This is a genomic window from Azorhizobium doebereinerae UFLA1-100 (assembly GCF_000473085.1).
Lineage (GTDB): Bacteria > Pseudomonadota > Alphaproteobacteria > Rhizobiales > Xanthobacteraceae > Azorhizobium > Azorhizobium doebereinerae.
This window is the reverse complement of record NZ_AXBA01000004.1, coordinates 37439-61355: the sequence shown is the minus strand read 5'-3', so window position 1 is coordinate 61355 and position 23917 is coordinate 37439. Positions and strand designations below refer to the sequence as shown.

Genomic DNA, 23917 nt, shown 5'->3' with positions numbered 1-23917 from the left:
GGGGGTGAGCCCATGAATTTGGATGCATGCCGCAATCCAGATTCAGTCCAACGTCGCAAACAGTATTGTATCTGTGCAACTTCTGGATTGATGTTCAATTCTGAGTTTATATTCCGGAATCATTTCCTTTATCAACTTCGGGATCCGCACCAGATCATCCACCCTATGATAAAGACATATCGCCAATTTTGGACGATGGGTCCGAATGATTTGCTCTGCACCTTTGAGCGCATCATACTCGCCGCCCTCGATATCCATCTTTATCATTGACACGTCATCTTTCAGCAGCAGGCTGTCGAGCTTCGCGACTGGTATCGAGATGGTATTAGCAGGGAGACCGAGTTCATCTTTTACGATGGCCGAAAATACCCCGTCCACGACAAAGCTTATGGTGCCGTCGCAATCGCCGACGCCGGTTGCGACAATCTCAACACGTCCGCCCTGAGAATTCGCTAGACCCTGGAGGCTTTCCTGCATAGTCGGATCAGGCTCGAAGGCGAAGACCTTGCGATAACCCTCGTCAGAGGCATCGAGGAATAATCTAACGGTGTCCCCGTTATGCGTACCGCAATCCACGTAAACCGTATCGATGGTCGGCTTAAGGAGAGATCGCATCAGATAAAGATCATCGGTACCAGTCGAAGCCCATTCAAAATCGGAGCGATCGCCGCTGAGGTGCGCCTTGATCACCCGACGATATACGTCGCGTGACCGCTCATCATGAAGGGATCTCAACACCTCCTCGAATTGATCGATGTTTTCGGAAAAAAATTTCCGGAATTCACCTTTTCCGAAGAAATACGCACACGTAAGGTCAACGTCGCAGACTCTGGCTTCATCTAGGCTCGCGAGGAGCTTAGTGCGGATTTCTTCATAATAAACCGGACTTGAGATCAGGAAGCGTGCACGAGGAAAATCCACAGCAGCTTCTTCCATTGCCATGATCGGATATGTATTTTGGAAATGTTGCCCGTGCTTTACCGAATTCGAATCACATATTGCCCGTACGGAGAAGCCGTACCGCTCTAGTTTTCTCAGAAATTCTGGAAGTGCGAAACCGGCCCCATACAGGACTATCTCCGGATTTTCCCGGGCGCTGTCCAGGAATTCATCGATTTTCCCGGCTGTCTCTAAAAGAGTATCGAGCACTTGACGGCATCCTTTTCGGAACATAACGGCTTAGAGCCCTGCAATTAAAACACCTCAGATTCTGGCACGTCGCGCGCGGCCCGATCCATGCCTGAACGTAACTGACGGGACACCTGCCAGAACTTCCAGATCGAGCCATATCGGATCTGGGTTGCGCCATCCTTGCGTGATGCCTTACCGAGCGTGAGGGCGGGTTCAATCGGGCGTCGCAACACCCAACCCTGGAGGTTGCGATGGATGACCTCAGCCCCTTTTCTCCTCCGCCTTAGGAGAGAGTCCGCAGGTTGATTGATCCGAGACCATTTTCTGGACCGCCGGAAGCTGGAGTCTCCGGCCTGCTTCACAGCGGCGGGCTGGCTACGCCGCCGGGGTTCTGCAACGAGATCGGAGGCTTATGGCCGATGGCCCCGTGCGGCCGATCCTCATTGTAGTCTCCATCTTTTCGGCCGCATCCGCAGGCGTCAGGAACCGGTGCGTGTTCAGGCGCTCACTCCGGAAGCGGCCGTCAAACGCTTCGATGAAGGCGTTGTCGGTGGGCTTGCCGGTGCAGGATAGAACTGTGAGCGCGATCGAGGCGCCGATGGATTACGAGTTGTTCTAGAATAGCGTTAAGCCCTATGCGCGGCGGGTGCACTTAAAGCTCAAATACAAGGGCGTATCATATGCGTCCCGCCGCCTGGACGCGTCGAAGCAGGAGCACCGCTCACCGGCATTCCTTGAGCTTACTCCGCGTCACAGCGCATCAATGTGCATCCGGGACTTAGATGTCCCGGATGCACAGGGCCTTAGGGGGTTGGTCCTAGGAATGGGGACCTGACCCGCCATTCCGAACCTAGTCACCTCTACCGCGCGCCAACGGGAAGGCGACCCGTTGCGCCAGGAGAGAACGTGTTTGTCGTCCTGCTCGTCATAGCCCCATCGTCTCTGGAGTCAGGTCCTCCGGCAAAGCCTAAGCGGTTCACCTCGTTCACTTCCGAGGACAGCTAAAGGTTTAGATTAAGGCGGAGAGAAGAGTGCGCACGACCAAAGCTGAAATGGCCCGCCGCATTCCTGCGACGGGCCCTTTTTTTTTTCGCGCATCCGCGGCATTTTTGACCGCTGAGCCAACCTTTGGCTGCCACTGCGCCAAACTAAGGCGCAAAATACTCAACCTTTGGGTGGCACGACAACAAACACGGCGCGTCAGAACCTCACGAACACCCCGTCGTGGCGCCGCAGGTGTCGCACTTCAGGCAGGTGCCGTTGCGCACCATGGTAAAGTTCATGCACTCGGGGCAGGATTCGCCCTCGTAGCCGCGGGCACGGGCCTCGGCGCGGCGGTCCTGAGTGCGGTCCGCCGGCTTCCAGGGCAGCGCCTTGTCAAGCAGGCTCTCAACAGCCGCCTCCAGCTCCGCCACCTCCTCCTCCGCCTGCACCTCGGCTTCCGGCTTCAAGGCCGTGGCACCGTCGGTGCGGGCGCGCAGCACCGTCACATTGTCCGGCGCCGGCCGGGCCTCCGCAGTCTGGGGCACCAGCAGGCTGACGTTCTTGCCGCGCACCAGGCCCTTGGAGACCACACGCGAGGCCGGGTTCGGCGCCTTGCCCTCGTCCACGCCCTTGCCCAGCGCGTCGAAGCCGGTGTCCGAGAGGTCCACATGGCCGAGGTCGCTGCGACCGAGGTAGGAGACCGCCAGCTCGCGGAACACATAGTCCAGGATCGAGGTGGCGTACTTGATGGTGTCGTTGCCCTGCACCGGGCCAGCGGGCTCGAAGCGGGTGAAGGTGAAGGCATCGACATACTCGTCCAGCGGCACGCCGTATTGCAGGCCGAGCGAGATGGCGATGGCGAAATTGTTGAGGAGCGAGCGAAGCGCCGCGCCTTCCTTGTGCATGTCGATGAAGATCTCGCCGAGGCGGCCGTCATCATATTCGCCGGTGCGCAGGTAGACCTTGTGGCCGCCCACCACCGCCTTCTGAGTATAGCCCTTGCGGCGGTCGGGCATCTTCTCGCGCTCGTGGGCGCGGTGCTCGACGATGCGCTCGATCACCCTTTCGACGATCTTCTCGGTCACCGCCGCGGTGCGGGCGGCGGCGGGCTGGGCCGCCAGCGTCTCCACCGCATCGTCCTCGTCCTCGTCGTCCGCCACCAGTTGCGCGTTGAGCGGCTGGGAGAGCTTGGAGCCGTCGCGATAGAGCGCGTTGGCCTTCAGCGCCAGGCGCCAGGAGAGGAGGTAGGCCGCATTGCAGTCCTCCACCGTGGCGTCGTTGGGCATGTTGATGGTCTTGGAGATGGCGCCCGAGATGAAGGGCTGCGCCGCCGCCATCATGCGGATGTGGCTTTCCACCGAGAGCGAGCGCTTGCCGATGCGCCCGCAGGGCGAGGCGCAGTCGAACACCGCCAGGTGTTCGGCCTTCAGGAAGGGCGCGCCCTCCAGCGTCATGGCACCGCAGATGTGCACATTGGCAGCGTCGATGTCGGCGCGGGAAAAGCCGAGATGGGTCAGCAGGTCGAACTTCGGATCAGCCAGCTGCATGGCGGTGACGCCGAGCGCCTTCACCAGGAATTCATCGCCGAAGGTCCAGCGGTTGAAGGCGAACTTGATGTCGAACGCGCTCTTCACCGCGGCTTCCGCCTTGGCCAGCGCCGCGTCGTCGAAGCCCTTGGCCCTCAGCGAACCATGGTTGATGGCGGGAGCCTGCGCCAGCGAGCCGTGGCCCACCGCATAGGCCTCGATCTCGGCTAGTTGCGCCTCGCTGTAGCCGAGCGTGCGCAGGGCCTCGGGCACGGCGCGGTTGATGATCTTGAAGTAGCCGCCGCCGGCCAGCTTCTTGAACTTCACCAGCGCGAAATCGGGCTCGATGCCGGTGGTGTCGCAATCCATCACCAGGCCAATGGTGCCGGTGGGGGCGATCACGCTCACCTGGGCGTTGCGATAGCCGTGCGCCTCGCCCAGCGTCAGGGCCTTGTCCCAGGCGCCCTTGGCATGGGCAACGAGGCGCGCGTCCTTGCAGGAGGCATGGTCGAGCGGCACCGGGGCGATGGACAGGCCCTCATAGCCCTTGGCCTCGCCATAAGCGGCGCGGCGATGGTTGCGGATCACCTGCAGCATGGAGGCGGCATTGGCGCCATAGGCCGGGAACGGCCCGAGCTGCTTGGCCATCTCGGCGGAGGTGGCGTAGCAGATGCCGGTCATGATGGCGGAGATGGCGCCGCAGATGGCCCGGCCCTCGGCCGAGTCATAGGGGATGCCGGCGGACATCAGCAGGCCGCCGATATTGGCGTAGCCGAGGCCCAGCGTGCGGTATTCGTAGGACAATTCAGCGATGCGGCGCGAGGGGAACTGCGCCATCAGCACCGAGATTTCCAGCACCACGGTCCACAGCCGCACGGCGTGCTCGAAGCTCTCCACGTCGAACCGCTTCTCGCCGTCACGGAACTGCAGGAGGTTCAGCGAGGCGAGGTTGCAGGCCGTGTCGTCGAGGAACATGTATTCCGAGCACGGATTGGAGGCGCGGATTTCGCCGCCCGCCGGGCAGGTGTGCCAGTCGTTCACGGTGGTGTGGAACTGGATGCCGGGGTCGGCGCAATGCCAGGCCGCCGAGCCGATCTTGTCCCACAGCTCCCGGGCCTTGATCGTCTTGTGGACCTTGCCGTCGGTGCGGCGGATGAGATCCCAGTCCGCGTCCGCTTCCACGGCGCGCAGGAAGTCGTCCGTCACGCGCACGGAATTGTTGGAATTCTGGCCGGCCACCGTGATGTAGGCCTCGCCGTCCCAATCGGTGTCGTAGATCGGCACCTCGATGTCGGTGAAGCCCTGGCGGGCGAACTGGATCACCCGGCGGATGGCGGCGTCCGTCACCTGCGCCTTGCGGGCGGCCTTGATCTCGCGCTTCAGGGCCGGGTTCTTCTCCGGGTCGAAGCAGGCGTCGCCATTGCCCTCGCAATTCACGCAGGCCTTCAACACCGCCTTCAGGTGCTTGGCATTCAGCTTGGAGCCGGTGACGAGGGAGGCAACCTTCTGCTCCTCGATCACCTTCCAGTTCACATAAGCTTCGATATCCGGATGGTCGGCATCCACCACCACCATCTTGGCGGCGCGGCGGGTGGTGCCGCCGGACTTGATGGCGCCCGCCGCGCGGTCGCCGATCTTCAGGAAGCTCATCAGGCCGGAGGAACGGCCGCCGCCGGAGAGCCGTTCGCCCTCGCCGCGCAGCGAGGAGAAGTTGGAGCCGGTGCCGGAGCCGTACTTGAACAGGCGCGCCTCGCGCACCCACAGGTCCATGATGCCGCCGTCGCCGACCAGATCGTCAGACACCGACTGGATGAAGCAGGCGTGCGGCTGGGGGTGCTCATAGGCCGAGGTGGAGGCGGTCAGCTCTCCGCTCTCGTGGTCCACGTAGAAGTGGCCCTGCCCCGGCCCGTCGATGCCATAGGCCCAGTGCAGGCCGGTGTTGAACCACTGCGGTGAGTTCGGCGCCACCATCTGCATGGCGAGCATGTAGCGGTGCTCGTCGAAGAAGGCCTGGGCGTCGGCCTCGGTGTCGAAATAGCCGCCCTTCCAGCCCCAATAGGTCCAGGTGCCGGCCAGACGGTCGAACACCTGCTTGGCGGAGACCTCGCCGATCACCCGCTCCTTTTCCGGCAGGGCCGCCAAAGCGGCCTCGTCGGGCACGCTGCGCCACAGGAAGGAGGGAACGGAATTCTCCTCCACCTTCTTCAGGCGCGCGGGAACACCTGCCCTGCGGAAGTACTTCTGGGCGAGAATGTCGCTGGCGACCTGCGAAAACTGCGCCGGTACTTCGATGCCTTCCTGGCGGAAGACCACCGAGCCGTCGGGATTGCGGATCTCGCTGACCGTGTCGCGGAACGGGATGTCCGCATACGGCGAGCGGCCTTCCGTGGTGTAGCGGCGTTCAACGCGCATGACCGAATGCTCCCTCAAGCGCAGGGCCCCGGCGGTCCGAGGCATCATAGATGATCAATGGGCAGGCCGCGATAAAACGCATGGGCGCGGCGCGACGCGCCGTCCCGGGGCCGGACTACTGTGTTTGGGAAAGCGGCAGGACGATACCGAGCCTATGGCTCGAACCGTCTCCGCTGCTTAGGAGGCTGACGCTAAAGCGAGTCTGGCGTCGCCGTCAAACACAGATTTGGGGGCTCCAGGGCCGGTTCGCCTACTAAATATAGTGCGCACGACCCTGTTAATAAACCCCTAACAGCCCTTCAGCCGCCGCCCTTTGCGGCGGTTTCGGGGCTGTGGACAGCCGGCTCCGGAAGCCGGCTGGGAGCCCGTCCTTATGCACATCATCCACAAGCGCATGTGGGTTTCATGACAGATGCGGCCGCCGGCGGACACGCTCAGAAGTGGCTGAAACTGCCGCGCGACAATTGGAGCGGCTGGCCATCCAGACCCACTAGATCTAGCCCCTGCCCCCCGTGTGTCTCACCAATGACGCACATGGGCACGCCGAGGGCCGCAGCCTCGGCCCGGAACACCGGCACCGCATCGAGCGGCACCGTGGCGGCGATCTCGTAATCGTCGCCACCGCCGAGCACCGTGGCCAGAAGGGCCGGCTCGGCGGTGATCGCGGCGCGGGCGGCGTCCGACAGCGGCACCTGTCCCGCCCGCAGCAGACCGCCGCAGCCGGATGCCGCCAGCATCTTGGTGACGTCGCCCACGAGACCGTCGGAAATGTCCATGGCGCAGGCGGCATGGGCGCGCAGCGCCTCCGCCAGCGCCAGCCGCGGCTGGGGGTGCAGATAGCGGTCGGCCAGATGCTCCCGTTCGCCCCCGGACAGGCCGGCGAATCCGGCGCGCGCGGGATCGAGCCGCGCCTGGAGGCCGAGCGCCGCGTCGCCGATGGTGCCGGAGACCAGGATGGCATGGCCGGGCGCAGCGCCCGTGCGCGGCACGAAGGTGCCGGACGGCACCGCCCCGAGGGCGGTGATGGACAAGGTCACCGGGCCGGGCGTGCCCACGGTGTCGCCACCGAGAATCGGACAGCCGAACCGCTCCGCGTCAGCGCCCAGGCCGGCAGCGAACGCTTCCAGCCAGCTTTCATCCAGCGGCCGGGGCAGCGCCAGCGCCAGCAGCGCGCCCAATGGCCGCGCGCCCTTGGCGGCGAGATCGGAGAGGTTCACCCGCAGCGCCTTGCGCGCGACGCTGTCCGGCGGATCGTCCGGGAAGAAATGGACGCCGGCCACCAGCGCATCCTTGGTCAGCACGAGGTCGCAGCCGGGCGGCGGTGTGAGCAAGGCGGCATCATCGAACAGGCCGCGCGCGGCCGGGTTCGTGGCGATGGGCCGGAAGAAACGGGCGATGATGTCGTCTTCGCCGCTTCCGGCCGTCATGTCGCGTCCTTCCTTGCGAGAAGCGTCGAGACCGCGCGGCATCCGGGCGAAGCCCTCCGCGTGGTCCCGGAGCGGGCCGGAGGTCTCAGACCGCGCCCTTGGCGAACTCCTCGGCACGCAGCTTGCGGGCGAGGGAATCCAGCACGGCATTGACCATGCCCGTCTCGTCGCGGTCGAGGAATGCCGCCGCCACGTTCACATATTCGGCGATCACCACCCGGGCGGGCACCTCGGGCTTGCCGATCAGTTCGAACGCGCCCGCGCGCAGCACGGCGCGCAGCACCAGTTCCACCCGGCGCAGCGGCCAGCCGGCGGTCAGCGCCTCGTCCACCATGGGGTCGATGGTGCGCTGCTCGGCCAGCACGCCCTGCACCACGGTGCGGAACAGGCTGCGGTCGGCCTCCGGATATTGCGTGCCCTCCACCTCCTGGCCGAGCCAGTGGCTCTCGAACTGGGCCAGGATCTCGTTCACCGGCGTGGCGGCGACGTCCATCTGGTAGAGCGCCTGCACGGCGCCGAGACGCGCCGCGCTCTTGCGCATGGGTTTGGAGGCCTGGTCGCTCATGCCGCGCCCCGGCGCTTGAGGCGCAGCAGGGTCAGGGCCGCCTCGGCGGCGCCGCCGCCCTTGTTGCCCTCGCTCACCCGCGCCCGCTCCCAGGCCTGCGCCTCGGTGTCCACGGTGAGGATGCCGTTGCCCAGCGGCAGCGCGTGCGCCAGCGCCAGATCCATCAGGCCGCGGGCGGATTCCCCCGCCACGATCTCGAAATGATAGGTTTCGCCGCGGATCACGCAGCCGAGCGCCACCACGGCCTCATAGGGCTCGTCATCCTCGTCGGAGGCTTCGAGGGCGATCTCGGCGGCGATCGGCACTTCCAGGGCGCCGGGCACCGTCACCACGTCCACCACGGCGCCGGCCGCTTCCAGCGCGGCGCGGGCGCCGGCCAGGAGCTCGTCCGCCAGCGCCTCGTAATAGCGCCCTTCCACGATCAGCACACGGGCGCCCGTCACGGGCTCCCCGGTGCGCGCGCTCTCATTGCGCGTGCTTACCATGTCGTCTTTTCTCCGCGTTGGCCCGTGGCGTACTAGGCCGGCTCGAACTGCGCAAGCCGCGCCGCATAGCGGGCCATCAGGTCCACTTCGAGATTGACCTGCGAATCCTTGGTCACGCCGCCCCAGGTGGTGACGGCCAGCGTGTGGGGAATGAGCAGGCAGGAGAAGCGGTTGCCCTTCACCGTGTTGACGGTGAGCGAGGTGCCGTCGAGGCAGACCGAGCCCTTCACCGCGATGAAGCGGGCGAGCGGCTCCGGCACCTCGAAGGTGAAGCGGCTGGTCTCCTCGAAATCCTCCCGCGCCGCGACGCGGGCGATGCCGTCCACATGGCCGGTGACGATATGGCCGCCCAGTTCCCCGCCTAGCGTCAGCGAGCGCTCCAGATTGATCCGGTGGCCTTCCCGCCAGTCGGACACGGTGGTGATGGCCAGCGTCTCGGGCGCTGCGTCCACATGGAACACCGCGCGCTTGGGGCCGCGCTTCTTCACCTTGGTGACGGTCAGGCAGACGCCCGAGCAGGCGATGGATGCGCCGATGTCGATGGAGGACGCCTTGTAGTCCGTGGCGATGGCGAAGCTGCGCACCTCATTGTGCATCTCCACATCGACGATCTCGCCAAGGTCCGTGACGATGCCTGTGAACATGATTCAGTCCGCGCGGCCCGGGCCGCAGTGAAAATGACGGCGAACCTTCGGGGCGCGCGAGGCGCCGGCGAGCCTCACCGGAACGGAAGCATGTTCTCTAGCACCGGACGCGGATCGCGACAGCAAAAAGCCGCGCGCCTCAACGCCGCCGGAGACGGAGCAGGGTGTCGCGTCCCAGCGTCGCCCGCTCCACCACGGCAAAGCCCACCGGCTCCAGCAGCCGGGCCAACGGTTGCCCGGCGAGCGCATCGATGGCATGCGGTCCGAGCGGATCGGGGCTGCGCAATACGGCCACCTCGTCCACCAGGCCCGCGTCCAGCAGGGCCGCGGCCACCTGCGGACCGCCTTCCACCATCAGGCGCGTGACGCCCAACAGGCCCAGCAGCTTGAGCACGGCGGCAAGGTCCAGCCGCCCGGAAGCCGCGCGCGGGGCGCGCAGCACTTGGACGCCGAGGTCCACCAGCGCCTTCTCCTCAGCGGCGCCCGCATCTTCGGCGGCGACGACCCACACCGGCACCTCACCCGCCGTGCGCACCAGGACGGAGGTGAGCGGCAGGCGCAGGTCGCTGTCCAGCACCACCCGCAGCGGCGAGCGGTCTTCCAGCCCCGGCAGGCGCGTGGTCAGGCGCGGGTCGTCCGCCAGCACCGTTCCGATGCCCACCAGGATGGCGTCCGCGCGGGCGCGCATCTGGTGCACCCGCACGCGGGCGTCCTCGCCCGTCACCGCGACGGGGCGCGGGCCGGCGAGGCCGGCCTTGCCGTCCGCCGACACGGCCATCTTCAGCAGCACATGGGGCCGCCCGCGCGTGACGCGGCTGATATGGCCGGCATGATCCTCCAGAGCCCGCTCGGCCCCGACACCGACGGTGACCCAGAGCCCGGCGGCACGCATGCGCGCGACGCCCCTGCCCCGCACCCTGGGGTCCGGGTCCTCGATGGCCGCCACCACGCGGGTAATGCCGGCGGCGATCACCGCATCGGCGCAGGGCGGCGTGCGGCCGTAATGGGAACAGGGCTCCAGCGTGACATAGAGCGTGGCACCGCGCGCCGCGTCGCCCGCCTGGGCCAGCGCCAGCGGCTCGGCATGGGGGCGCCCGGCGGGCGCGGTGCCGGCGCGGCCGAGGATCTGCGGGCCACCGGATGTGGAACGCACCACCACCGCCCCCACGGAGGGGTTGGGCCAGGTCCGCCCGAGCCCGATCTGGCCGACGGCCAGGGCCTCGGCCATCAGGGCCTCGTCTTCCTCGGGAGAACTGACAGCGGCCGCTGGCGGCAGGACGCTCATGGACCGCTACTCCGGCTCGCGGGGCTCGCCGCGCTTCAGCTTGGCCAGCGCTTCCGCCTGCTTGCCGTCGCCGAGATGGAGCTCGCCGAGCAGGCTCTCGAAATCCTTCGCCTCGCGGAAATTGCGATAGACGGAGGCGAAGCGCACATAGGCGACGTCGTCGATCTGCTTCAGGCCTTCCATGACCATCTCGCCGATGGTCTCGGACGAAATCTCGGTATCGCCGAGGCTTTCGAGCTGGCGCACCAGACCGGACAGCATGCGCTCCACGCGTTCGGTCTCCACCGGGCGCTTGCGCAGGGCGATTTCCACCGAGCGGGCGAGCTTGTCGCGGTCGAACGGCACCCGCCGGCCGGAACGCTTGGCCACCATGAGCTCGCGCAGTTGCACACGCTCGAATGTGGTGAACCGTCCGCCGCAGTCGGGGCAGACCCGGCGGCGGCGGATGGCGGTGTTGTCCTCGGTGGGTCGGCTGTCCTTCACCTGGGTATCCAGGCTGCCGCAATAGGGGCACCGCATGCTTGAAACGCCCCTTCCCGTCTGGGATCAGTTGTAGATCGGGAAACGGTCCAGCAGGCTCTTCACCTTGCCGCGGACCGCCTCTTCCACCAGCGAATCTTCCGAGACGCCCTTCTGCGAGAGGACGTCCAGCACCTCAGCGATCATATCGCCAATGAGCTGGAATTCCGCCACGCCAAATCCGCGGGTGGTGCCCGCCGGGGTCCCCAGACGCACGCCGGAGGTGATGGCCGGCTTCTCGGGATCGAACGGGATGCCGTTCTTGTTGCAGGTGATGTGGGCGCGGCCGAGGGCCGTCTCCGACACCTTGCCGTTCAGCCGCTTGGGCCGCAGGTCCACCAGCATGAGGTGGGTATCGGTGCCGTCGGAGACGATGTCGAAGCCGTGGCCGCGCAGGTTTTCGGCCAGCGCGCGGGCGTTCTCCACCACGTTCTTCGCGTAGACCTTGAATTCCGGCCGAAGCGCCTCGCCAAAGGCCACCGCCTTGGCGGCGATCACATGCATCAGCGGGCCACCCTGGATGCCGGGGAAGATGGCGGAGTTGAGCTTCTTCGCCAGTTCTTCGTCATTGGTCAGGATCATGCCGCCGCGCGGGCCGCGCAGGGTCTTGTGGGTGGTGGTGGTCACCACATGGGCGTGCGGGAACGGGCTCGGGTGGGCGCCGCCGGCCACGAGGCCGGCGAAATGCGCCATGTCCACCATCAGCTTGGCGTCCACGCTGTCGGCGATCTGCCGCATGCGGGCGAAGTCGATCAGGCGCGGATAGGCGGAGCCGCCGGCCACGATCACCTTGGGCTTGTGCTGGTCGGCAAGACGCGCGACCTCGTCGTAATCGATGCGCTGGTCGTCCTGGCGCACGCCATAGGGCACGGCGTTGAACCACTTGCCGGACATGTTCACCGGCGAACCGTGGGTCAAATGCCCGCCGGCCGCCAGATTGAGGCCGAGGAAGGTCTCGCCCGGCTTCATCAGCGTGAAGAACACCGCCTGGTTCGCCTGGCTGCCGGAGTTCGGCTGCACATTGGCGAAGCCGCAGCCGAACAGCTTCTTGGCCCGGTCGATGGCAAGATTCTCCGCCACGTCCACGAACTGGCAGCCGCCATAGTAGCGCTTGCCCGGATAGCCCTCGGCATACTTGTTGGTCAGCACCGAGCCCTGCGCTTCCAGCACCGCGCGGGAGACGATGTTCTCCGAGGCGATGAGCTCGATTTCCTCGCGCTGGCGACCCAGTTCCGCCGTCACGGCAGCAGCGATTTCCGGATCCGACTCGGCGAGCGAGGCGGAGAAGAAGCGGTTCAGGTCCGCCGAGGCGGATGCGCTGTTCGCAGCGGGCGAAGCCATGGGTAATCTCCGAAACATTCGGCGCGGCGAGCGCGCGGGAGCTGTGGCCGGCAGGAGCGCCCGCTTATCACAGCGCGCCGCTCAAGTCCAAAGCACCGGCGCGCGGCAGCCCTGCGCGCCGCGCCGCCCTTTTGCGGCAGCTTTCGCGCCGCGCGGCCCAGCCACGGCCATCGCATGGATGACATGCGCACAGCCCGGCGCGGCAATGTGCGCCGGGCTGTGCGCACCTAACGGACGTTGAAGTCGATCGGCACCGTGAACGTCACCGTCGGACCGGCCACCTCCGGCGGAGGCGCCGGGAAGGGGGAAGCGCGGTGCACCATGTCCAGCGTCTCGCTGTCGAGCGCGGCATGGCCGGAGGAGCCCACGAGGCTCGCCGCCACCACCCGCCCGGAGCGGTCGATGGTGAAGCGCAGGCGGGACACGCCTTCCTCGCGGCGGGAGCGCGACTCGGCCGGATAGCGCTTGTTCCGGTTCAGATGCCCCATGATCATGCTGCGCCAGGTGGCGGGCGCGACCGAGCGCGAGGCGGACTCGCCCGAGGACGGCGCAGCCATGGTGTTCGCCGTCGGCGCGTCGGACTTGGGAGCGGCGCTGGTGACGGGCGCCGCCGGGCGGCGGCTCGCCTTCTTCTCCTTCTTCTCGTCCGGCTTCTTCTTCTCCGGCGGCGGCGGCTCCTGCACGACGGGGCGGGGCGCGGGCAGCACGGCTTCCGCGATCGGCGGGGGCGGCGGCAGGTCCGGCATCTTCTCCACCGGCTGCTCGACCACTTCCGGGGTCGGCGGCGGCACCGATTCCTCCAGCGTATCGGGCGCGTCGGGCACAGGATCCGGGGCCTGGACCATCTGCGGTCCCGGCGCCACGTCCTCCGCCTCGGACGGCGGCGCCACCGGCAATGGGGCGAGATCGATCATGACGGCGGCGGCGGGCGGCTCGCTGGCATATTCGGGACGGTGCCAGTTCAGGGCTACGTAGACCGCCGCCGCATGGGCGGAAAACACCAGGACACCGGCCAGCACCCACCACCCGGCGATGGAGGCCAGGCGATGGTCATGATGGTGGTGATCGTGGAAGTGAGCCGTGGTCACCGCGCCGGCCCCTGGCTGGGTGCGGCCGGGATGGCGGCAGGAGCGGGAGCGGGGACCGTCGGAGCACTGCCGACGGGAGCGGCCGCGGCGGCGGAAGCCCCCGCGAGGGGCGGCGCCGGACCGCCCGCGGCGGCCGTCTCCAGCCCCACCAGGCCGATCTTCAGATAGCCGGCGTCGCGCAGCAGGTTCATCACCTCCATCACGTCGCCATAGGGCACCGCTTTGTCGGCGCGCACGAACACCCGCTGCTGCTTGTCGCCGTGGGTCACGTTGTCCAGCGCCGGCGCCAGCGCGTTGCGCGGCACCACATCGTCACCCACCGACAGGGCAAGGTCGCTCTGCACCGTGAGAAACAGCGGCTTGTCCGGGCGCGGCTGGGGCTGGGCATTGGCGGTGGGCAGGTCCACCTGCACATCCACCGTGGCCAGCGGCGCCGCCACCATGAAGATGATGAGCAGCACCAGGATCACGTCGATGAACGGCGTGACGTTGATCTCGTGGTTTTCGACGAGGTCGTCCCCGCCGAGGTCGAGCTTGGCGGCCATCGCTCTACTCCGCCGCGGCGCGCAGCCGGGGCGCGCCGGCTTCCTCGCGGTCGAGGTCGCGCGAGAGGTGGCGCATCACCTCCGACGAGGTGTCGGAGAGGCTCGCCTTGTAGTTGGAGATGGCGCGGGCGAACACGTTGTAGATGATCACCGCCGGGATCGCCGCCACCAGGCCGATGGCGGTGGCCAGCAGCGCCTCGGCGATGCCCGGCGCCACCACCGCCAGATTGGTGGTCTGCGACTTCGAGATGCCGATGAAGCTGTTCATGATGCCCCAGACGGTGCCGAACAGGCCGACGAACGGGGCCGTGGAGCCGATCGTCGCCAGCAGGCCGGTCCCCAGCGACATGCGCCGGCCCGCCGCCGCCTCGATGCGGTTGAGCGAGATCGCCACGCGCTCCTTGATGCCCTCGGACGGAAGGGCGCGGGAGACTTCCAGCTCCCCGAGCGTCGCCTGGACCATGCGGCCGGCGGCACCGCCCTTGCGCGGCAGGGCGCGGGCACAGGCCATCAGCGTCGGCGACTGGCGCAGCAGGTGCAAGGCATTGCGCACCTGGCGGTTGGCGGAAATGAGCTCGATCACCTTCACCAGCCAGATGGTCCAGGTGACGACGGAGGCGAACGCCAGCCCCAGCATCACCGCCTTCACCACCATGTCGGCGGCCATGAACATGCCCCAGGGCGACAGGTCGTGCGGCAGCTCGAACTTCGTCACGGGAGGCGGCGCGGCGGCGGCCGGGGACGCGGGCGCCTGCGCCACAGGCTGGGACGCGGTCCCCGCTGCGTCCGGAGCGGACACGGAGTTGCCTGGCGCGGGGGGCACAGCCGGCACCGGCGCGGCTGCCGGAGCGGTCGGGGCCTGAGTCTGGGCCGTCGCGGAGGCCGGCGGCGTCTGGGCCAGAGGGGCGCTGCCATAGGGCGAAGGGGCCGGAGCCGCCGCGGCGGGATGCGCGGCCGGCGTCGGGGTCACCGCCGGAGCGGGAGAAGTAGGAACGGACGTGGCCGGCGTCGCCTGGGCGACACGGGGCCTATCCTGAGCTTGTGCCCCAAAAGAAAGCAGAGCCACCAGGGACAGCGCGGCAGCTGTTGCCATTGCCCGCCGCACACGCGCCACGGGCGTGCAAGAACCATCGCGTTTCGTCATCGCGCCACCAGCAATCGATATCCATCGTGTCGGTTGGCTGGCGATCCCCAACTGGGAATTGGCTGGCTGCTGCATTTATAGCCCCAACACACCGCAATGCGGAAATGAAAATTGACGAGGCGGGCGCTTGCGTTACCGTGACGCACGCCAATTCCGTTGCGGGATCCGCCGCAAAGGTGGCAGCTTTCCAGCGATTTTACGGCGCGTCGGCGGCCGCGCGCAATGGCGTCACGCCCTGGCCGCGCGGTCATTTCCGACGCACCAACGATCCCAGTCCGAATTCAACTGCCCCGCTTTCGAACCCGAGCCACCGAGAGGCGCTCAGCGGTGTTCCGCCCGCAACCCCGTCCGCCATCGCCGCTTCCGCGCCCCGTGAGGGCCGGGGGCCGGGAGAGCCGTGGCTTGCGGGCCGCCGTGCTGCTGGGACGATGGCTGGCGATCTATCTGGTGGTGTTGCAGGCCCTCCTGACCGGCCTTGCCGCCGGGGCGATGGCCGCGCCTGCCGGGTCCGACCCATTCCTGCTGTGCCTCTCCGGCACCGACGACGGTGGCGCCGGCCATGGCGACGGACCGCCGGGGCATGTCCAGCACGACTGCACCGCCTGCCCGCTGGCCGGCGGCGCGTCGGTGCTGCCGCCCGTGGTGCTGGCCGGGCTGCCGCTGTCCTTCACGGTGCTGGCGCTGGCCGCGCCCGGCGCCGCTCAGCCGCCTCCCCGCACCCTCTTTTCTCCCAGCGCCCGCCCCCGCGCGCCGCCCGCCCGCGCCTGACGTCTCGGTGCCGGAGCGGGGCCGGCCGGATCGCGTGATCCCGGCTGCCCGGCCCATCGCCCGTTGAAGCAGGGGACGGTGTTTCCCCATGGCTGGCTGCCGGTTGGCGAGCCGTCCCTGCCTCGGCGTCGCGCGGGCCTCCTCTCCTCTTTCTGATTCTCACAGGCCCGGCCGCGGATCGCGCGCCGGACGCCCGGATTTTGCCATGCCCCCTTTCATACCCCACCGCCCCTGGGGACGCCGGATGCTGCGCCCGGCCCTGCTCGCGGCCTCCGCGCTTCTGCCGGTTCCCGCCCTGCTCCCCCTCCCCGCCCTCGCCCAGGACGCGGGCGTGGAGTTGCCCACGGTCAACGTCCAGGCCACGTCCGGCGGCTCGCTGACCGTGCCCTCGGAAAGCGCCGCACGGGCCGCCATCAACCTCACCCCTGGCGGCGCCGAGGTGGTGGGCGACACGGCCTGGGCCAACACCCCGGCCACCACCGTGAAGGACATGCTGGACTTCGTGCCCGGCGTGTTCGCCCAGCCGAAATGGGGCGAGGACACCCGCCTCTCCATCCGGGGCTCCGGCGTCTCGCGCAGCTCGCACCTGCGCGGCATCCAGCTGTTCCAGGACGGCATTCCGCTCTCGTCCGTGGACGGCGGCGGCGACTTCCAGGAGATCGATCCCACCGCCTTCCAATATGTGGAGGTGTTCAAGGGCGCCAACGGCTACCAGTTCGGCGCCAACGCGCTCGGCGGGGCGATCAATTTCGTCACCTTCACCGGCCGTGATGCCAGCCCGTTCGAGGGGCGGGTGGATGTGGGCTCGTTCGGCTTCTACCGGCTCCAGGCCAGCACCGGCGGCGCGCAAGGGGCGTTCGACGGCTTCGTCACCGGCTCCTGGCTGACCCAGGACGGATTCCGCGACCATTCCGCCGGCGAAAACACCCGCGGCAGCGCCAATTTCGGCATCCAGCTCAACGAGAGCCTGGAAACGCGCTTCTATCTCAACGCCACCAACGTCAACCAGCAGATCCCCGGGTCGGTTTCGAAGACCGTGGCGCTGAACTCGCCGCAATCGGCCAATCCCACCAACGTGCTGCTGAACTATCAGCGCAACATCGAGTCCGTGCGGCTCGCCAACAAGACCACCGCCATCCTCTCCGACACCACCAAGATCGAGGGCGGCGTCTTCTACACCAACAAGGACCTCAACCACCCCATCTTCCAGGTGCTGAACTACAATTACGAGGAGTACGGCGCCTTCACCCGGCTGGTGGACGAGCGCAGCATCGGCGGCTTCAACAACCGCCTGGTGGCCGGCATCAATTACGGCACCGGCACCACCGATGCGCAGCGCTATGTGAACACCGCCGGCATCGCCGGAAAGCTGGCCTATTGGTCGAACGACGACGCAACCACCACCACCTACTACATGGAGGACCATTTCTACCTGACGCCGGCCTTCGCGCTGGTGGGGGCATTCCAGTATCTCTCGGCCAGCCTTGACCGCACCGCCATCTACAACGCCACCTCCGGCGGCAATGACTACGGCCTGTTCCTGCCCAAGGGCGGCTTCGTGTTCGAGGTGGCGCCGGGGGCGCAGGTCTATGGCAACGTCTCGCGCTCCGGCGAGGTGCCGACCTTCTCGGAACTGACCAATTTCGTCGATCCGATCATCGGCAACCTCCAGGCCCAGACCGCGACCACCATCGAGGTGGGCACGCGCGGCAAGGCGCCGACCTACAGCTGGGACGTGTCGCTGTACCGCTCCTGGGTGGAGAACGAGCTGCAATGCCAGGACCCCGGCAACACCCTGGGCCTGACCTGCACGGTGGTGAATCTGGGCAGCACCATCCATCAGGGGCTGGAGGCCGGCTTCGGGGTGCAGGTGCTCAAGGACCTGTTCACGCCCGGCCCGATCACGGACTCCGTCTGGCTGAACGTCGCCTATACCTACAGCGACTTCTATTTCAACAACGACCCGGTGTGGGGCAACAACCGGCTGCCCGGCATCCCGCCGCATTACCTGCGGGCGGAACTGCTCTACAAGCATCCCAGCGGCTTCTATGCCGGGCCGAACGTGGAATGGGTGCCGGTCGCCTATTATGTGGACGACGCCAACACGCTCGATACCTCGCCCTACGCCTTGCTGAACTTCCGGCTGGGCTATGACAACGGCAAGGGGCCGTCCTTCTACATGGACGCCCGCAACCTGCTGGATGTGAACTATATCGCCAGCGTTAGCGTCACCGGCCGGGCCAGCGCCAACCAGGCGCTGTTCGAGCCCGGCAACGGGCGCTCCGTGACGGTGGGCACCCGCTTCACCTTCTGAAGCAAGCGCCCGCCCAAACAAGCGCCCGGCCGCTCCCGGCGGCCGGGCGGCATCTCTCAGGCCGGGTTCGCCGCCCGCGCCGCCAGCGCGCTGAACGGCTTGCCGGCCTTCAGGTGGCGCTCGATCTCTTCCAGCGAGATCTGGCTGGTCTCCGGCACGAGGCGGGCGGTGAACAGCAGGCCGCCCACGCACACCAGCGCATAGATGCCGAACACGCCGGCCAGCCCGATGGCGTTCACCAGCACCGGGAAGGTGAGCACGACGATGAAGTTGAACACCCAGTTGGTGATGGAGGCGATGCTCATGCCCGGCCCGCGCAAATGCAGCGGGAAGATTTCCGACATCATCACCCAGGGCAGCGGCCCGATGCTGACCGCGAACGAGGCGATGTAGAGCACCAGCCCCACCAGCGCGAGCGCCTGGAGGTCGCTGGAGCCGGTGCCCGCCGCCACGGCGATGAGGCCGAGGCTGAAGGCGGCGCCGGCGAAGCCGATGAACATGAGGCGGCGCCGGCCGATGCGGTCGATCAGGCCCATGGCCACCACCGTCATCAGCACGTTGACGATGCCGATGCCCACGGTGGCGAGCATCTGGGTGGAGGTGTTGTCGAAGCCCGAGAGGCGGAACACGGTGGGGGCGAAATAGATCACCGCGTTGATGCCGCTGAGCTGCTGGAGCAGGAACAGCCCCATGCCGACGATCAGCGCCGGGCGCACGGTCGGTCCCAGCAGCTCGCGCCAGCCGCCCTGGCTCCTGTCCTCCTGCGCCGCCGCCTCGATGGCGGCCAGCTCCGCGCTCACCTCGCCATCCTCGATGGCGAGGCCCTGGTTCTTGGCGATGACGCTGCGCGCCTCCTCCCGCCGCCCGCGCAGCACCAGCCAGCGCGGCGTATCGGACAGGATGGCGACGCCGATCAGCAGGATCAGGCCCGGCACCATGCCGGTGGCGAACATGGTGCGCCAGCTCTCGGAGAAGGCATAACCGACGAGGTAAGCCCCGAGAATGCCGAGCGTAATCGCCAATTGGTAGATGGAGACCAGCATGCCGCGGATGCGCGCCGGCGCGGTCTCGGAGATGTAGAGCGGGGCCACCATGGCGGCGACGCCGATGGCGATGCCCAGCAGCAGCCGGGCGATGCACACCGTGACCAGGCTGCCGGCCAGGGAGGACAGCAGCGCACCGACCACGAACAGGGCCGCCGCGCCCAGCAGCAGGGTCCGCCGCCCCAGCGGCCCGGCGAGCCAGCCGGCGATGAGCGCCCCGCCCACGGCGCCGAACGGCACGGTGGCGGTCATGATGCCTTCCGCCAAAGGCGAAATGCCGAATTCCGCCCGCAGCAGATGCAGCGCGCCGGCGATCACTCCCTCGTCGAAGCCGAACAGCAGGCCGGCGATGCCGGCGATGGATGCGATGAGATACACCATGCGACTATCCCCTCCCGCAGGCGCCGCCGCAGGACGCGCCTGCTTTGCTGTAGCGCTTCCGATTGGGCATGGAAAGGCGGGCGGGGGCGCCCCGCGCCGGTATGCGCATGCCCGCCCTGCGCCGCGCGAAGCCTGGAACGGCTCCAATGGGATTGACGGGGGCGCCATCCTCCCGTAACGCCTCGGGCTTCTCGCACAACAATGGACCTGCGCGCCGCGCCATGGCCGAACTCGCGCCCACCAGCACGCCCACCCCCGCGCCCGCCGGCGCGCCCCGCATCTCGTTCGTCTCGCTCGGCTGCCCCAAGGCGCTGGTGGACAGCGAGCGCATCGTCACGCGGCTGCGGGCGGAAGGCTACGAGCTGACGCGCAACCATGACGGCGCCGACCTCGTCATCGTCAACACCTGCGGCTTCCTCGACAGCGCCAAGGCGGAAAGCCTCTCGGCCATCGGCGAAGCCTTGGCGGAGAACGGCCGGGTGGTGGTCACCGGCTGCATGGGCGCAGAGCCCGAGCAGATCCGCGCGGTGCATCCGAGCGTGCTCGCCATCACCGGCCCGCAGCAATATGAGAGCGTGCTCGCCGCGGTGCATGACGCAGTGCCGCCCAAGCACGACCCCTTCCTGGATCTCGTGCCGGAACAAGGGGTCAAGCTCACCCCCCGGCACTATGCCTATCTGAAGATCTCGGAAGGCTGCAACAACCGCTGCACCTTCTGCATCATCCCCAAGCTGCGCGGCGATCTGGTCTCCCGGCCTCTGAACGAGGTCATGCGCGAGGCGGAAAAGCTTGTGAACGCAGGGGTTCGCGAGCTTCTCGTGATCTCGCAGGACACCTCGGCCTATGGCGTCGACCTGAAGTATGCCGAGAGCCGCTGGAAGGACCGCGACTGGTCCACCCGCTTCTTCGACCTGGCCGAGGCGCTGGGCGAGCTGGGCGCCTGGGTGCGGCTGCATTACGTCTATCCCTACCCCCATGTGGACCGGGTGATGGAGCTGATGGCCGCCGGCAAGGTGTTGCCCTATCTCGATATTCCGTTCCAGCATGCCAGCCCGAGCGTGCTGCGGCGGATGAAGCGGCCGGCGGCGCAGGAGAAGACCCTGGCCCGCGTGCTGGCCTGGCGCGCGGCGGTGCCGGAGCTGACCCTGCGCTCCACCTTCATCGTCGGCTTCCCCGGCGAGACCGAGGAAGAATTCCAGGAACTGCTTGATTTTCTTGAGGAAGGCCAGCTCGACCGGGTGGGCTGCTTCAAGTTCGAGCCGGTGGCCGGCGCGCCCGCCAACGCCCTGGACAACGCCGTCCCGGACGAGGTGAAGGCCGAGCGCTACCAGCGCTTCATGCTGAAGCAGCAGGCGATTTCCGCCCGCCGGCTGAAGCGCAAGGTGGGCAGCCGGCAGCAGGTCATCATCGACAGCCTGACGCCCGGCGGCGCGGTCGGCCGCACCAAGGGCGACGCCCCGGAGATCGACGGCAGCGTGCGCATCAGCGCCCGCCGGCCGCTGCGGGTGGGCGAGTTCGCCACGGTCAAGATCGAGGGCTCGGACGCCTACGACCTGATGGGCACCGCCGTCGGCTTCTGACCGCGGACGGTCCGTGTATCACCCACGGACTTTCCCGCGATTCCGCACCGAATTCCGCGTCATTCCGCACGACTTTCCCACTTGCGACACCGTGTGCCGCAAGATGGCGGCTTCGCGGCCGCGAAAAGGCACGGCCGGGGGTTTGTCTCGACGCGCGATCCATGCAATTTTGACGGCGAAACAGACTTTAGGTATGCATTGAACGCAATGCGCCGGTGACCACCTTTTTGGCAATCACCGGCGCAAATACAACCACAGGATGTCGGGGGCGGGAATCAGCCCTCGTCGTCGTCCGTCTGCTCCGGGGGCACCAGGCCCTGGAGGCCGGCGAGCAGTTCCTCCTCCGTCATCCGGTCCAGCACGATGTCCGTATCATCACCGGAGCCGCTCTCGCCGCTGGCGATCATCGGCACCATCTCGGGCTCCGGCTCGTCCACTTCGGTGTACTTCTGGAGCGAATGGATGAGGTCTTCCTTCAGATCCTCGGGGCTGACCGTCTCGTCGGCGATCTCGCGCAGGGCCACGACCGGATTCTTGTCGTTGTCGCGATCGATGGTGATCGGCGAGCCGGACGAGATCATGCGGGCGCGGTGGCCGGCCAGGAGAACCAGTTCGAAGCGGTTATCGACCTTGTCGATGCAGTCTTCAACGGTGACACGGGCCATGGACTCGGCACTCCTTCGTGCGCGCAACAGCGGTGCAGGGCATGGGAAAGATTGGCCCTATATCCGATCCGGCAGGTTGCGGCAAGCCAATGGTGCGTTTTTCGCTTGCACTCGCCCGCGGAGTGACCGAGAACTGTGCCGTTGGCTCTAGCTTAAAATCGCTCCAAAATAGCCACTAGTTTTTTATCAGCAGGGTTCCGATGCAAGGTATGGAAAAAATCGCGCTGTTCATCGACGGCGCCAATTTGTACTCCGCGACCAAAGCGCTCGGATTCGATATCGATTACAAACGCCTGCTGAAGGAGTTCCAGGGGCGCGGCTATCTGCTGCGGGCCTTTTATTATACGACCCTGGTTGAAGACCAGGAATACTCCTCCATCCGGCCACTGCTGGATTGGCTGGATTACAATGGCTATTCCGTCGTCACCAAGCTGGCGCGGGAGTTCACCGACAGCCAGGGCCGCCGCCGGGTGCGCGGCAACATGGACATCGAGATCGCCGTCGACGCCATGGAGTTGGCCGGCAGCGTCGACCATATCGTGCTGTTCTCCGGCGACGGCGACTTCCGCTCGCTGGTGGAGGCGCTCCAGCGCAAGGGGCTGCGGGTGAGCGTGGTGTCCACCATCTCCACCCAGCCGCCGCTGATCGCCGACGACCTGCGCCGGCAGGCCGACGTCTTCATCGATCTGGTTGACCTTCAGTCGAAAATCGGTCGGGATCCCGCCGAGCGCGCCAACCGCATGCAGGAAACGCCCCGATTCCTGGAGCGGCGCGGCGCCCCCATGGCGGACCCCAGCGAGACCTGACCGATTGATCGCCCAGACCCCAGCGAGCACCCGCGCCCCATCGCGCCCCCGAGACCCGCTGATCGCCCAGGAGCCCGGGCATGACTGCCCGCTCTGCCCCCGCCTCGCGGCCTTCCGCGCCCAGTGGCGGGCGGCCGAGCCGTCCTGGTTCAACGGCCCCGTGCCGGGCTTCGGCCCGGCCGATGCGCGGCTGCTCATCGTCGGCCTCGCCCCCGGCGTGCGCGGCGCCAACCGCACCGGGCGCCCGTTCACCGGCGACTATGCCGGCGACCTGCTCTACGGGACGCTGATCGACTTCGGCTTCGCCAGCGGCACCTATCGCGCCGACCCGCGGGACGGCCTGCAATTGCACGACGCCCGCATCGTCAACGCGGTGCGCTGCGTGCCGCCGGAGAACAAGCCGACCACCGAGGAAATCCGCACCTGCCGGCCGTTCCTCGCAGCCACCATCGCCGCCATGCCGCGCCTCGCCGCCATCGTCGCGCTGGGCAAGATCGCCCATGATTCGGTGGTGGTGACGCTGGGCGAGAAGATGTCCCGCGCCCGCTTCGGCCACGGCGCGCGGCGCGAGATCGGCGGGCTGACGCTGTTCGGCAGCTATCACTGCTCGCGCTACAACACCAATACCGGCGTGCTGACCCCGGCCATGTTCCAGGCGGTGTTCCGCGACGTGCGGGCCTTCCTCGACGCGGCCGCCTGAGGCGCATCGCGGCGACCATGAGCCCGCGCCCGAAGAACCCGCGTCCAGGGTATCCACGTCCATGAACCCACCCCCATGAACCCGCGTCTCGTCCTGCTCGCGGTCGCGGCGGCGGCGCTCCTGGCCACCGCCGTCCTGGTGGGCGGCGCCTATTGGAGCCTGTCCGCCCCCGCCTCCCATTGGGCGAGCCTGCCGGTGCCGGCCAACGCCACGGTGGCGGACCTGCTGCCCCGCGCGGACCCGGCCGCCGGCGCCCGCCTGTTCCGCCGCTGCGCCGCCTGCCACACGCTCAGCGCCGGCGGGCAGAATCTCAACGGCCCCAACCTCCATGGCGTCATGGGCGCAGCCGTCGGCCGCGCCAATCCCCGCTTCGGCTATTCCGCCGCGCTCCAGGCGGCGGGCGGCCGCTGGGACGCGGCGCGCATGGACGCCTGGCTCACCTCACCGCAGGGCTTCGCCCCGGGCACCACCATGGGCTTCCCCGGCCTGCCCGCCGCCACCGACCGGGCCGACCTCATCGCCTATCTCATCGCCGAGAGCGCAGCACCGGCCGAAGCCCGGTAA

General features: G+C 67.5%; 20 protein-coding genes and 2 pseudogenes. 7 read left to right on the top strand and 15 right to left on the bottom strand.

Annotation, left to right across the window (positions count from 1 at the left end):
• Positions 1–42 precede the first annotated feature (42 nt).
• Positions 43–1149 (bottom strand): FkbM family methyltransferase, encoded by a 1107-nt coding sequence (locus YU1_RS32555; RefSeq protein ID WP_198018845.1) that lies wholly within the window; start codon positions 1147–1149, stop codon positions 43–45.
• A gap of 340 nt (positions 1150–1489) precedes the next feature.
• Positions 1490–1692: pseudogene (locus YU1_RS32550) on the bottom strand (integrase core domain-containing protein); the annotation flags it as partial.
• An 82-nt stretch (positions 1693–1774) separates the two neighbouring features.
• Between YU1_RS32550 and YU1_RS34890 the strand changes: the two are divergent.
• Positions 1775–1966 (top strand): annotated as a pseudogene (locus tag YU1_RS34890) (hypothetical protein); the annotation flags it as partial.
• 373 nt (positions 1967–2339) lie between these two features.
• Here the strand turns inward: YU1_RS34890 and YU1_RS0105440 are convergent.
• The 11 genes from YU1_RS0105440 to exbB form a co-directional block, all read right to left on the bottom strand.
• Complete coding sequence (locus YU1_RS0105440; RefSeq protein WP_029003199.1) at positions 2340–6053, bottom strand: vitamin B12-dependent ribonucleotide reductase; 3714 nt, start codon at positions 6051–6053, stop codon at positions 2340–2342.
• Between the two features lie 434 nt (positions 6054–6487).
• Positions 6488–7480 carry a thiamine-phosphate kinase gene (gene thiL, locus YU1_RS0105435; RefSeq protein ID WP_029003198.1) on the bottom strand — a complete coding sequence of 331 codons (993 nt, stop codon included), beginning with the start codon at positions 7478–7480 and terminating at the stop codon, positions 6488–6490.
• A gap of 85 nt (positions 7481–7565) precedes the next feature.
• On the bottom strand, positions 7566–8045 hold the full coding sequence (nusB, locus tag YU1_RS0105430; protein ID WP_029003197.1) for a transcription antitermination factor NusB: 480 nt from the start codon (positions 8043–8045) through the stop codon (positions 7566–7568).
• Positions 8042–8530, bottom strand: a complete 489-nt coding sequence (gene ribH / locus YU1_RS0105425; RefSeq protein ID WP_029003196.1) for a 6,7-dimethyl-8-ribityllumazine synthase — start codon at positions 8528–8530, stop codon at positions 8042–8044. Before ribH ends, nusB begins: the two co-directional genes overlap by 4 nt.
• Before the next feature lie 32 nt (positions 8531–8562).
• On the bottom strand, positions 8563–9174 hold the full coding sequence (locus tag YU1_RS0105420) for a riboflavin synthase (protein WP_029003195.1): 612 nt from the start codon (positions 9172–9174) through the stop codon (positions 8563–8565).
• 139 nt (positions 9175–9313) lie between these two features.
• Positions 9314–10459, bottom strand: coding sequence for a bifunctional diaminohydroxyphosphoribosylaminopyrimidine deaminase/5-amino-6-(5-phosphoribosylamino)uracil reductase RibD (gene ribD / locus YU1_RS0105415; RefSeq protein WP_029003194.1), 1146 nt, complete (start codon positions 10457–10459; stop codon positions 9314–9316).
• Positions 10460–10465: 6 nt separating this feature from the next.
• Positions 10466–10978: a transcriptional regulator NrdR gene (nrdR, locus tag YU1_RS0105410; RefSeq protein WP_029003193.1), complete on the bottom strand. Its 513-nt coding sequence runs from the start codon at positions 10976–10978 to the stop codon at positions 10466–10468.
• 27 nt (positions 10979–11005) lie between these two features.
• A complete protein-coding gene (gene glyA, locus YU1_RS0105405; protein ID WP_029003192.1) occupies positions 11006–12319 on the bottom strand; it encodes a serine hydroxymethyltransferase in 1314 nt (437 codons plus the stop codon).
• A 227-nt stretch (positions 12320–12546) separates the two neighbouring features.
• Positions 12547–13407 carry an energy transducer TonB family protein gene (locus YU1_RS28115; protein WP_051356526.1) on the bottom strand — a complete coding sequence of 287 codons (861 nt, stop codon included), beginning with the start codon at positions 13405–13407 and terminating at the stop codon, positions 12547–12549.
• A complete protein-coding gene (gene exbD / locus YU1_RS0105395; protein WP_029003191.1) occupies positions 13404–13952 on the bottom strand; it encodes a TonB system transport protein ExbD in 549 nt (182 codons plus the stop codon). Before exbD ends, YU1_RS28115 begins: the two co-directional genes overlap by 4 nt.
• A gap of 4 nt (positions 13953–13956) precedes the next feature.
• On the bottom strand, positions 13957–14667 hold the full coding sequence (gene exbB / locus YU1_RS34820) for a tonB-system energizer ExbB (RefSeq protein ID WP_342446984.1): 711 nt from the start codon (positions 14665–14667) through the stop codon (positions 13957–13959).
• Positions 14668–15498: 831 nt separating this feature from the next.
• Between exbB and YU1_RS28105 the strand changes: the two genes are divergently transcribed.
• The gene (locus tag YU1_RS28105; RefSeq protein ID WP_051356524.1) at positions 15499–15864 is read left to right on the top strand and encodes a DUF2946 family protein; all 366 of its coding nucleotides are present in this window, start codon (positions 15499–15501) and stop codon (positions 15862–15864) included.
• 244 nt (positions 15865–16108) lie between these two features.
• Positions 16109–18178: a TonB-dependent receptor family protein gene (locus tag YU1_RS28100; RefSeq protein WP_051356523.1), complete on the top strand. Its 2070-nt coding sequence runs from the start codon at positions 16109–16111 to the stop codon at positions 18176–18178.
• A gap of 56 nt (positions 18179–18234) precedes the next feature.
• On the opposite strand, the gene YU1_RS28095 is transcribed toward YU1_RS28100, so the two are convergent.
• A complete protein-coding gene (locus YU1_RS28095) occupies positions 18235–19770 on the bottom strand; it encodes a sugar porter family MFS transporter (protein ID WP_084539680.1) in 1536 nt (511 codons plus the stop codon).
• Between the two features lie 53 nt (positions 19771–19823).
• On the opposite strand from YU1_RS28095, the gene rimO reads away from it, so the two are divergent.
• Entirely contained in the window at positions 19824–21182 is a 1359-nt protein-coding gene (rimO, locus tag YU1_RS0105370; protein ID WP_029003190.1) for a 30S ribosomal protein S12 methylthiotransferase RimO, read from the top strand.
• Positions 21183–21457: 275 nt separating this feature from the next.
• Here the strand turns inward: rimO and rpoZ are convergent, their stop codons facing one another.
• Positions 21458–21847, bottom strand: coding sequence for a DNA-directed RNA polymerase subunit omega (gene rpoZ, locus YU1_RS0105365; protein ID WP_029003189.1), 390 nt, complete (start codon positions 21845–21847; stop codon positions 21458–21460).
• A 200-nt stretch (positions 21848–22047) separates the two neighbouring features.
• Here rpoZ and YU1_RS0105360 point away from each other — a divergent pair, with 200 nt between their 5' ends.
• The 3 genes from YU1_RS0105360 to YU1_RS0105350 all read left to right on the top strand — a co-directional run bounded on the left by YU1_RS0105360 (position 22048) and on the right by YU1_RS0105350 (position 23917).
• Positions 22048–22653 (top strand): LabA-like NYN domain-containing protein, encoded by a 606-nt coding sequence (locus tag YU1_RS0105360; RefSeq protein WP_029003188.1) that lies wholly within the window; start codon positions 22048–22050, stop codon positions 22651–22653.
• Positions 22654–22711: 58 nt separating this feature from the next.
• Positions 22712–23353, top strand: a complete 642-nt coding sequence (locus tag YU1_RS0105355; RefSeq protein ID WP_035714078.1) for a uracil-DNA glycosylase — start codon at positions 22712–22714, stop codon at positions 23351–23353.
• A 75-nt stretch (positions 23354–23428) separates the two neighbouring features.
• A complete protein-coding gene (locus tag YU1_RS0105350; protein ID WP_084539679.1) occupies positions 23429–23917 on the top strand; it encodes a c-type cytochrome in 489 nt (162 codons plus the stop codon).